The 12,422-nt window shown below is 70.9% G+C and carries 16 protein-coding genes; 12 read left to right on the forward strand and 4 right to left on the reverse strand.

Annotated elements, in window-relative coordinates; genetic code table 11:
- Window positions 1-27: 27 nt before the first annotated feature.
- From hutU to hutI, 3 genes are read left to right on the forward strand one after another with little or no spacing between them, the layout of a single operon-like run.
- Entirely contained in the window at window positions 28-1,737 is a 1,710-nt protein-coding gene (gene hutU, locus FB557_RS04115) for a urocanate hydratase (protein ID WP_425462979.1), read from the forward strand.
- Window positions 1,734-2,678 (forward strand): formimidoylglutamase, encoded by a 945-nt coding sequence (gene hutG, locus FB557_RS04120; protein ID WP_144855768.1) that lies wholly within the window; start codon window positions 1,734-1,736, stop codon window positions 2,676-2,678. Before hutU ends, hutG begins: the two co-directional genes overlap by 4 nt.
- Window positions 2,675-3,865, forward strand: coding sequence for an imidazolonepropionase (gene hutI, locus FB557_RS04125; protein ID WP_144855771.1), 1,191 nt, complete (start codon window positions 2,675-2,677; stop codon window positions 3,863-3,865). The genes hutG and hutI overlap by 4 nt, the downstream gene beginning before the upstream one ends.
- Here the strand turns inward: hutI and FB557_RS04130 are convergent.
- Window positions 3,814-5,082: a DNA recombination protein RmuC gene (locus tag FB557_RS04130; protein ID WP_144855773.1), complete on the reverse strand. Its 1,269-nt coding sequence runs from the start codon at window positions 5,080-5,082 to the stop codon at window positions 3,814-3,816. The genes hutI and FB557_RS04130 overlap by 52 nt on opposite strands.
- A gap of 48 nt (window positions 5,083-5,130) precedes the next feature.
- On the opposite strand from FB557_RS04130, the gene FB557_RS04135 reads away from it, so the two are divergent.
- From FB557_RS04135 to FB557_RS04170, 8 genes are all read left to right on the forward strand, one after another.
- Window positions 5,131-5,694 carry an NUDIX domain-containing protein gene (locus tag FB557_RS04135; protein ID WP_144855775.1) on the forward strand — a complete coding sequence of 188 codons (564 nt, stop codon included), beginning with the start codon at window positions 5,131-5,133 and terminating at the stop codon, window positions 5,692-5,694.
- Window positions 5,691-5,978, forward strand: a complete 288-nt coding sequence (locus FB557_RS04140; protein ID WP_144855777.1) for a hypothetical protein — start codon at window positions 5,691-5,693, stop codon at window positions 5,976-5,978. The genes FB557_RS04135 and FB557_RS04140 overlap by 4 nt, the downstream gene beginning before the upstream one ends.
- 113 nt (window positions 5,979-6,091) lie before the next feature.
- Window positions 6,092-6,709 (forward strand): DUF6318 family protein, encoded by a 618-nt coding sequence (locus FB557_RS04145; RefSeq protein WP_144855779.1) that lies wholly within the window; start codon window positions 6,092-6,094, stop codon window positions 6,707-6,709.
- 362 nt (window positions 6,710-7,071) lie between these two features.
- Complete coding sequence (locus tag FB557_RS04150) at window positions 7,072-7,662, forward strand: hypothetical protein (protein ID WP_144855781.1); 591 nt, start codon at window positions 7,072-7,074, stop codon at window positions 7,660-7,662.
- 53 nt (window positions 7,663-7,715) lie between these two features.
- The gene (ychF, locus tag FB557_RS04155; RefSeq protein ID WP_144855783.1) at window positions 7,716-8,801 is read left to right on the forward strand and encodes a redox-regulated ATPase YchF; all 1,086 of its coding nucleotides are present in this window, start codon (window positions 7,716-7,718) and stop codon (window positions 8,799-8,801) included.
- Window positions 8,802-8,841: 40 nt separating this feature from the next.
- On the forward strand, window positions 8,842-9,123 hold the full coding sequence (locus FB557_RS04160) for a type II toxin-antitoxin system RelE/ParE family toxin (RefSeq protein WP_144855785.1): 282 nt from the start codon (window positions 8,842-8,844) through the stop codon (window positions 9,121-9,123).
- An 8-nt stretch (window positions 9,124-9,131) separates the two neighbouring features.
- Window positions 9,132-9,434 carry a HigA family addiction module antitoxin gene (locus FB557_RS04165; RefSeq protein ID WP_144855786.1) on the forward strand — a complete coding sequence of 101 codons (303 nt, stop codon included), beginning with the start codon at window positions 9,132-9,134 and terminating at the stop codon, window positions 9,432-9,434.
- Window positions 9,431-9,940 carry a DinB family protein gene (locus FB557_RS04170; RefSeq protein ID WP_211356474.1) on the forward strand — a complete coding sequence of 170 codons (510 nt, stop codon included), beginning with the start codon at window positions 9,431-9,433 and terminating at the stop codon, window positions 9,938-9,940. Before FB557_RS04165 ends, FB557_RS04170 begins: the two co-directional genes overlap by 4 nt.
- Before the next feature lie 122 nt (window positions 9,941-10,062).
- Here FB557_RS04170 and FB557_RS04175 read toward each other — a convergent pair whose 3' ends face one another.
- Both FB557_RS04175 and FB557_RS04180 read right to left on the reverse strand, forming a co-directional pair.
- Entirely contained in the window at window positions 10,063-10,431 is a 369-nt protein-coding gene (locus FB557_RS04175) for a DUF202 domain-containing protein (protein WP_144855788.1), read from the reverse strand.
- A 7-nt stretch (window positions 10,432-10,438) separates the two neighbouring features.
- Entirely contained in the window at window positions 10,439-10,807 is a 369-nt protein-coding gene (locus FB557_RS04180; RefSeq protein ID WP_246074384.1) for a YidH family protein, read from the reverse strand.
- Window positions 10,808-10,847: 40 nt separating this feature from the next.
- Here FB557_RS04180 and FB557_RS04185 point away from each other — a divergent pair, with 40 nt between their 5' ends.
- Complete coding sequence (locus FB557_RS04185; protein ID WP_144855793.1) at window positions 10,848-11,294, forward strand: SRPBCC family protein; 447 nt, start codon at window positions 10,848-10,850, stop codon at window positions 11,292-11,294.
- A 44-nt stretch (window positions 11,295-11,338) separates the two neighbouring features.
- Here the strand turns inward: FB557_RS04185 and FB557_RS04190 are convergent, their stop codons facing one another.
- Window positions 11,339-12,370: a pirin family protein gene (locus tag FB557_RS04190; RefSeq protein WP_144855795.1), complete on the reverse strand. Its 1,032-nt coding sequence runs from the start codon at window positions 12,368-12,370 to the stop codon at window positions 11,339-11,341.
- Window positions 12,371-12,422 lie beyond the last annotated feature (52 nt).

Here is a 12,422-nt window from a genome sequence, read left to right on the forward strand (position 1 = left end):
GATCCGACCGAGACCGAAGGAGTGAGCATGGACGGAGCACGGGAGGTGCGCGCGCCGCGCGGCACCGAGATCACCGCGAAGAGCTGGCAGACCGAGGCGCCGCTGCGGATGCTGCAGAACAACCTCGACCCCGAGGTCGCCGAGCGGCCCGACGACCTCGTCGTCTACGGCGGCACCGGTCGTGCGGCGCGGTCCTGGGCCGCCTTCGACGCGATCGTGCGCGTCCTGACCGACCTCGAGGACGACGAGACGCTGCTCGTGCAGTCCGGCAAGCCGGTCGGCGTGCTGCGCACCCACGAGTGGGCGCCGCGCGTGCTCATCGCCAACTCCAACCTCGTCGGGGACTGGGCGACCTGGGAGCACTTCCGTGAGCTCGAGGCGGAGGAGCTGATGATGTACGGCCAGATGACGGCCGGGTCGTGGATCTACATCGCCACCCAGGGCATCCTCCAGGGCACCTACGAGACCTTCGCCGCGGTCGCGCGCAAGCTGCACGGTCAGGGTCGCCTCGACGAGCCGACCCTGCACGGCACCCTGACGATCACCGGCGGCTGCGGCGGCATGGGCGGGGCCCAGCCGCTCGCGGTCACCCTCAACGGCGGCGCCGTGCTCGTCGTCGACGTCGACCAGACGCGTCTGGAGCGGCGACGCGCCAAGCGGTACCTCGACGAGGTGAGCACCGACCTCGACGACGCCCTGCGCCAGCTGCAGGTGGCCAAGGATGAGCGTCGCCCGCTCTCGGTCGGGCTCGTCGGCAACGCCGCGACCGTCTTCCCCGAGATCCTGCGCCGCCACCGGGCCGGCGAGATCACCGTCGACGTCGTGACCGACCAGACCAGCGCCCACGACCCCCTCAGCTATCTGCCCGCCGAGTACCAGCTCGGGGAGTGGGAGCAGGAGGCGAAGGGGGACCCCGCCGGCTTCACGAAGAAGGCGCGCGAGTCGATGGCCGCCCAGGTCCAGGCGATGGTCGAGTTGGCGGACGAGGGGGCTGAGGTCTTCGACTACGGCAACAGCATCCGCGACGAGGCCCGCAAGGCCGGGTACGCCCGGGCCTTCGAGTTCCCCGGCTTCGTCCCCGCGTACATCCGTCCGCTCTTCTGCGAGGGGCTGGGCCCCTTCCGCTGGGTGGCGCTCTCCGGCGATCCGGAGGACATCGCCGTCACCGACGCCGCGCTCAAGGAGCTCTTCCCCGAGGACGAGCACCTGCACCGCTGGCTCGACGCTGCCGGCGAGCTCGTCGAGTTCGAGGGGCTGCCGGCGCGGATCTGCTGGCTCGGCTACGGCGAGCGGCACCGGGCGGGGATGCTCTTCAACGACCTCGTCCGGGACGGCAAGGTCAAGGCGCCGATCGTCATCGGTCGCGACCACCTCGACTCCGGCTCGGTCGCCTCCCCGTACCGGGAGACCGAGGGCATGCTCGACGGGACCGACGCGGTCGCTGACTGGCCGCTGCTCAACGCGCTCACCGCGACCAGCTCGGGCGCGACCTGGGTCTCGATCCACCACGGCGGCGGGGTCGGCATCGGCCGCTCGATCCACGCCGGGCAGGTCGGGGTCGCCGACGGCACCGACCTCGCCCGGCAGAAGCTTCAGCGGCTGCTGACCAACGACCCCGCCATGGGGGTGCTGCGTCACGTCGACGCCGGGTACTCCCGGGCGGTCGAGGTCGCCGAGGAGCGCGGCGTGCGGGTGCCGATGGACCCGACCATCCGGGACGCGAAGGGGGAGGCGTGAGCTCCCCCTTCGCCTGGACCGGTCGGGATGACGGGCCGGGGCCGGAGCACCGCCGGGTCCACCACGTCGTCCGCCCCGACGGCGCAGGCCCCGGCGACGAGCCGGTCGATGTCGCGCTGCTTGGCTTCGCCAGCGACGAGGGGGTGCAGCGCAACAAGGGTCGGGTCGGGGCCGCCGAGGGGCCGGCCGCCCTGCGCTCGGCGGTGGCCTCGCTCGCGGTGCACGAGGAGCTGGCGGTCCGTGACCACGGGGACGTAGCCGTCACTGGCGGCGACCTCGAAGGGGGTCAGGCTCGACTCGGCGAGGCGATCGCCGCCGCCCGTGACGGTGCACCCCTGACCGTCGTCCTCGGCGGCGGGCACGAGACCGCCTACGGCAGCTACTGCGGGCTGGCGGCCGATGGCCATCGACCGCGGCTGGGCATCCTCAACCTCGACGCCCACTTCGACCTGCGCCAGGCCGACGAGGCGACCTCGGGCACCCCCTTCGCCCAGATCGCGCGCGACCGGGCGCGGGCCGGTGCCCAGATGCACTACGCCGTGCTCGGGATCAGCCGGGCGAGCAACACGACCGCGCTCTTCGAGACCGCGGAGCGGGTCGGCGCGCGCTGGTTGCTCGACGACGACTGCCAGGAGGTCGCGCCCGCGCGGGCCTTCGTCGAGGAGTTCCTCGCCGGGGTCGACGAGGTGTACCTGAGCATCGACCTCGACGTGCTGCCCGCCGCGGTCGCGCCCGGGGTGAGCGCCCCGGCCGCGCTCGGGGTCCCGGTCTCGGTGATCCAGGCGGTCTGCGACGCGGTCGCCGACTCCGGCACGCTGGTCCATCTCGACGTCACCGAGCTCAACCCGCGCCTGGATCTCGACTCGCGCACGGCGCGGGTCGCTGCCCGGCTGGTCCACCGGCTGATGACTCGGGCGGTCGCGGCGAGGAGGGCCTCGTGAGCGCCAGCACGCTCGTCACCGGCATCGGGGAGCTGGTCACGGGTGACGGCAGCGGCGAGGCGGGCCTGGGGGTGCGCCACGACGACGCCGCGCTGGTGCTCGAGGAGCGCGAAGGGGTCCCGACCGTCGCCTGGGTCGGCCCGGCAGCCGCCGCACCGCCGGCCGACGCGCGGGTCGACGTCGAGGGTCGGGCGGTGGTTCCCGGTTTCGTCGACAGCCACAGCCATCTCGTCTTCGACGGCGACCGGTCCGGGGAGTTCGCCGCCCGGATGACCGGGACCCCCTACGACGGGGGCGGGATCGCGACGACGATGGACGCGACCCGCGCGGCGAGCGACGCACGCCTGCGCGACCTCGTCGTCGGCCGGGTCGCCGAGATGCGGGCCCAGGGCACGACGACCGTCGAGATCAAGTCCGGCTACGGGCTCGATGTCGAGCAGGAGGTGCGCGCGGTGCGTCTCGCCGCGGAGGTCACCGACGAGGTGACCTTCCTCGGGGCGCACGTCGTGCCCCCGTCGATGCGCGACGACCGCGAGGCCTATCTCGATCTCGTCACGGGGGAGATGCTCACGGCGTGCGCGCCGTACGCGCGATGGGTCGACGTCTTCTGCGAGCCGCACTCTCCGCACGCCTTCACCGAGGAGGAGTCGCGTCGGGTGCTGCTGGCCGGCCGCGAGGCGGGTCTGGAGCTGAGGGTGCACGGCAATCAGCTGGGTCACGGCCCGGGCGTCCAGCTCGCCGTCGAGCTCGGCGCGGCGAGCGTGGACCACTGCACCTATCTCTGCGACGCCGACGTCGAGGCGCTCGCTGGTGCGTCGGCGACGACGGTCGCGACGCTGCTGCCAGGCGTGGAGTTCTCCACCCGCTCGCCGTACCCGGATGCGGGCACCCTGCTGGACGCGGGGGTCTCGATCGCGCTGGCCACGGACTGCAACCCCGGGACGTGCGCCACGAGCTCGATGCCCTTCGTCATCGCGCTCGCCGTGCGCGAGATGGGGCTCTCCCCGGCGCAGGCGCTCGCGGCCGCGACGGTCGGCGGGGCGAAGGCGTTGCGCCGCACGGACGTCGGCACCCTGACCGTGGGCTCACGTGCCGACCTCACCGTCATCGACGCACCGTCCTACACCCACCTTGCCTATCGCCCGGGGGTGCCGCTGGCGCGGGCGCTGAACCTGTCGTCGGGCTGAGGGCGCTGATCGAGGTCGAGCTCGGGGCGCCCGTGCGGACCCGCGGCCAGGTCGAGCTCCTCGACCAGCTCGGGTGCGCTGAGCGCCCGCGGCGCGGTCTCGACCGGCTCGAGCTCGGCGATGGCGTCGGTCGAGAGGCCGATGTCGGTCATCCGCCGCGCCGAGACGAAGACGCGTGACTCCAGCGTGCCCACCAGGGCGTTGTAGGCCTCCACGCTGCGGGCGAGGCTCTTGCCCATCGCGCTCGTCCGGTCGCCGAGGGTGCCGAGCCGCTGGTAGAGCTCGCGGCCGACGTCGAGCAGCTCCTGGGCGCTGCGGGTCAGGGCGTCCTGCTGCCAGGTGTAGGCGATGGTCCGCAGCAGGGCGAGCAGCGTCGCCGGGGAGGTGAGCACGACTCGCTCCCTCATCGCCTCCTCGTGCAGGGAGGGGTCCGCAGAGAGGGCGGCGGCCAGGGTCGCGTCGGTGGGAACGAAGCACACGACCATCTCCGGCGAGGGCTCGAAGGCGGTCCAGTACTCCTTGGCCGCCAGCGTCCGGACGTGGGAGCGCAACGCCTTGGCGTGCCGGCTCAGCGCCGCCGCGCGCTGCTCGTCACTGACGTCCTCGCCGTGCGCGGCGAGCCAGTCGCTCATCGGTGCCTTGGCGTCGATGACGAGCTGTTTCTCCCCGGGCAACCGGACGACGACGTCCGGGTTCACCCCTTCGCCCGCGGTGTTGGTACCCCGCGCCTGCTCCTCGAAGTCGCAGCGCGGCAGCATGCCGGAGACCTCGAGCACCCGGCGCAGCTGGGTCTCACCCCACTGGCCGCGCACCGAGGACACCCGCAGCGACCCCGCGAGCGACTGGGTCTCCCGGCCCACCGTCGCGGTGCTCTCCTCGAGCCGGACCAGCGCATCACGCACCCCGGCGAACTGGTCGACCCGGTCTCGCTCCAGCGTCTGCACCTGCGTGCTCACCCGGGCCAGCGCGTCCTGCACCGGACGCAAGGCCGCGGCCGTCTGCGCGTCGTCGGCGACGGTCGCCTCGAGGTCGACCACCCGGGCGCGCAGCACGTCGCGCTCGGAGGTCGCCGCCGCGAGCTCCTCACGGGCCGAGGCAGCGCCAAGCACCGCCTCGGTACGAGCCGAGAGGACGCTCCCACGGGCGTAGCCCCACGCCAGGGCGGCCCCGAGCGCTGCACCGATCACCAGCCCGACGAGCAAGGTCGTGATGTCCATGGGTCCACCCAACCAGCGAGCACCGACAACGCTGGATACCGTGGCCGCATGGCGCGGGACGAGACGGAGCACGAGGTCAAGGACGAGGTCCAGGGTGCCCAGGGGGAGAAGGGTCCCGATCTCGGCTCGGAGCAGGGGCGGCTGGCCTTCATCCGGGTGCTGAACTCGCGGCTGCCGAAGAAGCGCCTCATCGCTCAGGGGCTGCTGCGCAACGAGCACGGCGAGGTGCTGCTCTGCCAGCTGGTCTACAAGAAGGACTGGGACCTGCCCGGTGGCGTCGTCGACCCGGGGGAGTCCCCGGCGCACTGCGTGGCCCGCGAGGTCCGCGAGGAGCTCGGCCTGAGTCTCGGGGTCGGTGGCATGCTCGCGGTGAACTGGCTGCCGCCCTACCGGGGGTGGGACGACGCGCTGCTCGTCCTCTTCGACCTCGGTAGCGTCGAGGCATCGATCCTCGAGGAGGCGGTGCTGCAGCGGCGCGAGATCAAGGCCGTCCACTGGGTCGACCCGGCGCAGGCGAGCGAGCGCGTCGCGCCCTACACCGCCGCCATGCTCGCTCAGGCCGTCGCGGCGCAGACCACCCTCTACCTGGAGAACTCGGCGGAGCCGACATGACCGAGCCGGATCCGGCGGAGCGGGTCGACCGGCTCATCGAGCGGCGTCAGGCGAGGCGAAGCGCCTCCTCAGGCTTCGCGCTGTGGGACTTCTGGGGCCGTGAGGTGGTCAAGGACGCGGTGTTGCTCCTGCTGGCGATACCGGTCCTTGTTGGTCTGGTCGCCGCTCCCTTCGCCATCGGGTCGCCTCGCTGGTGGGTGCCGTGGGTCTTCGTCGCGGTCGGCGTCGCGCTCTTCGTCGGGGTGCGCGGGCCGCTGCGGACCTGGGTGGCGAAGGGGGAGTAGGCCCGGTCCAGCGGGCCTGTGGAGATCTCGAGATGCGGCCCGCTCAGATCTGGCTACCGTTGGTGGCGCCTGGCGGGTGCCGGGCGGGCGCAGGCTGATGGAGGGACATGCTGATGGCGAGGCGAGTGATGTGTGCGGTTGCCCTGGTAGGGGCGGTCGTCCTTGCTGGCTGCGGCGGCGAGGCGGACGGTGAGGAGACCTCGAGCACGAGCACCGTGAAGCCGACGGTGGTCAAGCCGGATCCTTCGGCGTCCTCTTCTGGCACATCAGGCCCTGAGGGCTCATCAGGGTCGGCGTCTGGATCGAGCTCCCCGGCGCTGCCGGACGAGCCGCCCGCGGAGGCGGAGCCAGATACGAAGGAAGGGGCGCAGGCCTTCGCGGTCTGGTACTGGCAGCAGATGGGGGAGGCTGAGGTGACCGGGTCCGGCCGTCTATACCGGCGCTACTCGGCCCACACCTGCGAGGTCTGTCGGGACTCTGCGGATCGCTCAGACGCTCAGTACGAGGGCCAGTACCGCGCACGTTCCAATCCCTTTGACGTACGGGGCGTTGAGACGGTCAAGGACCAGGGGGAGTTTCTGTCCAAGGTCGCAGTCGCGTACGAGGATTACGCGGTGGTCAACCCCTCCGGCGACGAACAGACCGTCGAGGGTGACGAGTTTCACTCGATCGTCACGATCCGACGAGAGCGCGACGACTGGGTTGTCGTTGATTGGTTGATCACGGAATGAGCATCGTCAGGAACGTTGGGCGGGTTGGGGCCTGGGCGCTGCTATTGCTCCTTCCTTTCTACGCGGGGACGACTGCCGCGGCGGCACCGGATGGCAAGATCAAAGGCAACCAGGCGGAAGCTGCTGCGGGTCAAGGACATGACGACCGGGGCGGTGGCGGAGGGCCTGCGGGTCGCGCAGGTAGTGAGCCAGGAGGCTCGGCTGCAGCAGCGAGCCAGGAGGGCGGAGGGGCCCAGTCAGACCCCAAGCCCGCAGTTCGCTGGGAGAGTTCAGCGATCCCATGCACGACCTCGGCCGCGCACCCGTTGTGCGGGGCGGTCCGATTCGAGTGCACGACCCAGGGCAACGGCGAGAGGCCGGTCGTGACGCAGTGGCGCCCCGAGGGATCTCAGGAGTGGGTAAGCAGCACGACGAGCTGCACGGGCGACTCGCCCGCGCCACCGAGCGCGCCGGCGGGCATCGAGGTGGTCCAGGTCCCGCCGGTGCCGAGCATGCAGCAGATCCAGGAGGCGTTCGTCAGCCTGCCGTTCTGCCTGCCAAAGCCGTCGATGCAGCCTGTCGGTGGGCGCACCCTGGTCAACCTGCCGACCTTCTACGAGGCGACCTGGCCTGACGACGGCGACTGCCTGGCGCCGGGGGAGACCAGCGAGGCGATGCAGCTGCTGTCCTGGAGCATCGAGTTCCGGGCCGCGGAGCGGAGCTATTGGTACGACTTCGGTGACGGCGAGAACTCGGGGTGGACGAAGAGCGCCGGGGGCATCTACCCGGACGGGGACATCCGCCACACCTACTCGGACGTCGGGAAGGTGCGGGTGCACATCGATGCGACTTTGACCGGTTCGTACCGGGTCGACGGCGGCGAGTGGCAGGACATCGACACCGTCGCCGACCTGCAGGACGAGCCAGAGGTGCCCTACGAGGTCGTCGAGGCCAAGAACCGTCTTGTGAGCTGACCACGACCCGGGTGGCGGGTCCCCCCTTCGCCCGCTACTAGACTCCTGGTCCCGTGGCACTCACCATCGGAATCGTCGGTCTCCCCAACGTCGGCAAGTCGACGATGTTCAACGCGCTGACCAAGAACAACGTCCTGGCCGCGAACTACCCCTTCGCGACCATCGAGCCCAACGTCGGCGTCGTCCCCCTGCCGGACGAGCGGCTCGGCACGCTTGCCGAGATCTTCCGCAGCGAGCGGATCCTGCCTGCGACGGTGTCCTTCGTCGACATCGCGGGCATCGTGCGCGGCGCGAGCGAAGGCGAGGGTCTGGGCAACAAGTTCCTCGCCAACATCCGGGAGGCCGACGCGATCTGCCAGGTCGTGCGCGCCTTCGTCGACGACGACGTCACCCACGTCGACGGGCGGGTCGACCCACGCTCGGACATGGAGACGATCAACACCGAGCTTGTCCTCGCCGACCTGCAGACCCTCGAGAGCGCCTTGCCGCGGCTGGACAAGGAGGTCAAGGGCAAGAAGACCGACCCCGCCGTCCTCGAGACCGCCAAGGCGGCGCAGACGGTGCTCGAAGGGGGAGACACCCTCTTCGCGAAGGGGGAGTCGGCCGGCGTCGACATGGAGATCGCCCGCCAGCTCGGGTTGCTCACGACCAAGCCCTTCCTCTACGTCTTCAACGTCGACGAGGACCAGCTGGACGACGACGCGCTGCACGCCGAGCTGCAGGCCCTGGTCGAGCCGGCCGAGGCGATCGTGCTCAACGCCAAGCTCGAGTCCGAGGTCGCCGAGCTCGACGACGAGGACGCCCGCGAGCTGCTCGAAGGAGTGGGCATCACCGAGCCCGGCCTGGACCAGCTGGCGCGCAAGGGCTTCAACACCCTCGGGCTGCAGACCTACCTCACCGCTGGACCGAAGGAGGCGCGCGCCTGGACGATCCACAAGGGTGACACCGCGCCGAAGGCCGCCGGGGTGATCCACACCGACTTCGAGCGCGGCTTCATCAAGGCCGAGGTGGTCTCCTTCGACGACCTCGTCGCCGCCGGGTCGATGGCTGACGCGAAGGCTGCCGGCAAGGTCCGGATGGAAGGCAAGGACTACGTCATGGCTGATGGTGACGTGGTGGAGTTCAGGTTTAACGTCTAGCGTTATTGACGCAGTACGTTATGTCTGCCACCCTCGAAGGGTGATCAGATCGTTCGGTGACCGTGACACCGAACGGGTCTGGTTGCGTGAGTCGGCACCCAAGGTGGACCCGCGGATCCACCGGGCGGCCAACCGGATGCTGCACAAGCTGGACGCAGCGACGACGCTCAACGCACTCAGGGTGCCGCCCGGCAACCGCTTGGAATCGCTCAAGGGCGACCGGGCGGGCCAGCACAGCATCAGAATCCACGACCAGTGGCGCATCTGCTTCGTCTGGACCGATGCGGGACTCGAGAACGTGATCATCGAGGACTATCGCTGAGGTGCACCATGACTGAGAAGCTCTACCCCCCGATCCACCCTGGGGAGATCCTGCAGGAGGACTTCCTGGACTGGTTTGGCATCACCCAGCACAAGCTCGCGGTGTCTGTCGGCGTACCGCCTCGTCGGATCAACGAGATCGTGCATGGCAAGCGGGCCGTCACCGCCGACACGGCCCTGCGCCTGGGGAGGTACTTCGGCGTTGACGCGCTGTTCTGGCTCAATCTCCAGTCCCGGTATGAGATCGAACTGGCCGAGGGTCGCGCGGCCGACCAGATCGCGGCCATCCAGCCTCTCGCCGCGGCGTCGTGAGTCTCGTCGGAGGCGCGCTGGAGGTCGGAATCGGCGGCGAGAGGGAGGTGCTGTTGGGCTTTCTCTCTGAGCACCGACGCCTCCTTCGCGAGATCGTGCTCGATCTCTCCGATGAAGAAGCCCGCCGCTCTCTGGTCCCCTCCCTGACGACTCCGATGGGTCTGCTGAAGCACGCTATCTTCGTTGACACGGCCTGGTTCGTCTGCCGCTTCGGGGGTGCCACGCGCTCCGAGGCCGGCATTCCGGAAACCGTGGACGAAAGCTTCACCCTGGAGGGTGCAGACTCGCTGGAATCCTTGGCCGCACGCCACGAGGCCACCGTTGCCGCGGCTGACCAAGTCATCGATCGGCTGGGCCTGGACGCCACGTGCGTGCATCCCGCGATGGGTGAGCTGTCGCTGCGCTGGGTGCTGACTCATTGCATCCGGGAGTTGGCCCAGCACGCTGGGCACGCGGAGATCCTTGTGGAGCAGATCAAGGCCGCGAGATCGTTGACGCTCACCTGAGTGCCACGCCGCAGGTAGCCGTATGTGCCGGAACGCCGGTGAAGTTTCGAAATAACGTGTGACCTGCTGGTTCGAAGAGAGAACGACCGCTCGAGCGGTCGCTCCCTCTTCGAACCGGTCCCTTACCTCCAGGTGATCGCGGCCAGCTCGGTGAGCGCGAGCAGGACGATCGATGCGCTCAGCGCGAGCGGGGCGGCACCGTCGCGTCGGGGCCCCCGCCGCCCCCGCCGTCGGCCGCCTGGCGGCCTCGCATCGTTGTCGGGACTGCCCGGCAGCCCCGCCAGGTACCGGCGACGGCCCAGGGCGGCTGCCATGAAGGCGAGGACCATCGTGGCCGCCATGAGCACCGCGGCCCACCAACCCAGCGGCCCCAGGGTGTGCCGGGCGACGATCGCGGCGCCGGCCGCGCTGGCGAGCCCCGTGCGCTGCCAGGCCAGGGCCGTGCGCTCCGGCTGCGCGCCCGGCGGCGTGAGCCTTCCCTCGGTAGTCACCGCGCCATCACTGCACGCCGATGATCACGATGGCCAGCAGCGCGAGCACGGTCAGCGCTCCAGCGAAGAGGGTCGCCGTCACGCCGAACGCGGGCAGCGGCGCTCCGAGCCGCATCGCCCGCTCGGACCCCGCCCACCGCAGGAACGCCAGCACCGCGCTCCCGGCACCGAGGAGCAGCAGCAGGGTCGCCAGCGCAGCGGTCATCTCGACGCTGAGCGAGAGGTCGACGACATCGACCGCGATCCCCGCCGCGATCAGGGCGAGACCCGTGCGCAGCCAGGCGAGGAAGGTCCGCTCGTTCGCCAGGCTGAACCGGTAGTCCGGCTCCTCACCCTCTCCGTAGACCCGGGCCGGCCAGCGCTGTCGTCCGCTCACGGCGCCACCGTACCGACCCGTCTCCTGCTTGACTGGGCCCATGAGCACCGAGAGCAAGGTCGTCCGGTCCACGCGCGAGATCGACGCCCCCGCCGAGCAAGTCTTCGAGCTCATCGCCGACCCGAGCCAGCATCCGCGCTGGGACGGCAACGACAACGTCTCCGAGCTCGTCCGCGGCGCCCGGGTGCGTGAGGTCGGTGAGGTCTTCGCGATGCGGACGACGAAGGACAAGGTGCGCGACAACCGGGTCGTCGACTTCGAGGAGGGTCGCCGGATCGCCTGGCGTCCGGGGAGCGAAGGGGGAGCCCCGGCCGGCCACGAGTGGCGCTGGGAGGTCGAGCCGCTGACCGAGAAGACGTGCCGGGTCACCCACATCTACGACTGGCGCGAGCTGACCGACGAGAGCCGGTTCGAGCGTGCCCGTGCCACGACCGAGTCAAATCTGCGCGCCAGCATCGACAGTCTTGCGGAGGTCGCTCAGCGCTGAGGCGCTCGGCGGGGAAGTGTGCCGTCACCGCCCCGCAACACTGGTCACCGCGCCGCTCGCTTGCGCGGCCGCAGCCGGGCGTTCGGCAGCGCTGGCGCGGGCAGCGGTGCAGGCTGGTCGGGAGGGAAGCGCCCGAACCTGAGCCGCGGGGAGTCCCCGGGCTCGCGCGCGGAGTCGGCTGATCCCCCTTCGCCCTCATCGGCGCCGATCTCGGCCTGCCACTGACGGCGGTACTCCACGATCTCGTCGTGCGTGCGGCCGATGAAGTTCCACCACATGACGATGTCCTCCTCGAAGGGAGGGCCACCCAGCAGCAGGGCGCGGGCCGGCGATTCGGCGGTCGTCAGGGTGAGGGTGTCGTAACCTGGCGGGAGGTAGGCCAGGTGGGCGGGCGCCACCGGCTGATCGCCGGCGATGGTGAGCGGACCGGCGTCGACGAGCAGCCCGTGCTCGAAGTCAGGGTCGACGGCGAAGGTCGCGGTCGCGCCAGGCTCTAGCTGCAGCTCAACCCCGAGCAACGGCGTGGCCGTCGGGACCGGAGAGGTGCTGCCGGCGAAGGAGCCGAGGAAGACCCGCGCTTCCCACCCGTCGCCGGTCACCGCGTCGGGGCGGTGGTGGTCGAACCGCGGCGGGTCGTCGCGACGGCTGTCCGGCAGGGCGGTCCACAGCTGCACCCCGTGCAGGCTCGTGGTGCCCGCGGTCGAGTACTCGGAATGGCTGATTCCGTGCCCGGCCGTCATGAGGTTCAGCTCGCCCGGCCGGACCATCGCGTGGGTGCCGGCCGAGTCGCGGTGCTCGATCTCGCCCGTGAAGAGCCAGCTGACCGTCTGCAGCCCGGTGTGCGGGTGGCGGGGCACCTCCATGCCCCCGGTGCGGCCGACGTCGTCAGGCCCGTAGTGGTCCACGAAGCACCACGCGCCGATGAGGCTGCGGCTGCGCTGCGGGAGGGTGCGCCGGACGGTCATCGCGCGGGGCCCGCCGAGCGGCACCTCGCGGGGGGAGAGGAGCTCGAACCCCTCGCACGGTACGTCGGTGCCCGAGTCGTACTCGTCGGGATCGGCCTCGGTGTTGCTCATGCGCCTCGAGAGTACTCAGCGGCCGCGCCGGCGGCGACCGCTTGCGCTCCCC

The organism is Marihabitans asiaticum, from assembly GCF_007828725.1.
GTDB lineage: Bacteria > Actinomycetota > Actinomycetes > Actinomycetales > Dermatophilaceae > Marihabitans > Marihabitans asiaticum.

What these genes read in the sequence shown, in the direction of transcription:
- hutU (WP_425462979.1), top strand. Translation starts at nt 28, where the DNA reads ATGGACGGAGCACGGGAGGTGCGCGCGCCGCGCGGCACCGAGATCACC.
- FB557_RS04130 (WP_144855773.1), bottom strand. Translation starts at nt 5,082, where the DNA reads ATGGACATCACGACCTTGCTCGTCGGGCTGGTGATCGGTGCAGCGCTC.
- FB557_RS04135 (WP_144855775.1), top strand. Translation starts at nt 5,131, where the DNA reads ATGGCGCGGGACGAGACGGAGCACGAGGTCAAGGACGAGGTCCAGGGT.
- FB557_RS04140 (WP_144855777.1), top strand. Translation starts at nt 5,691, where the DNA reads ATGACCGAGCCGGATCCGGCGGAGCGGGTCGACCGGCTCATCGAGCGG.
- FB557_RS04145 (WP_144855779.1), top strand. Translation starts at nt 6,092, where the DNA reads ATGGCGAGGCGAGTGATGTGTGCGGTTGCCCTGGTAGGGGCGGTCGTC.
- FB557_RS04165 (WP_144855786.1), top strand. Translation starts at nt 9,132, where the DNA reads ATGACTGAGAAGCTCTACCCCCCGATCCACCCTGGGGAGATCCTGCAG.
- FB557_RS04185 (WP_144855793.1), top strand. Translation starts at nt 10,848, where the DNA reads ATGAGCACCGAGAGCAAGGTCGTCCGGTCCACGCGCGAGATCGACGCC.
- FB557_RS04190 (WP_144855795.1), bottom strand. Translation starts at nt 12,370, where the DNA reads ATGAGCAACACCGAGGCCGATCCCGACGAGTACGACTCGGGCACCGAC.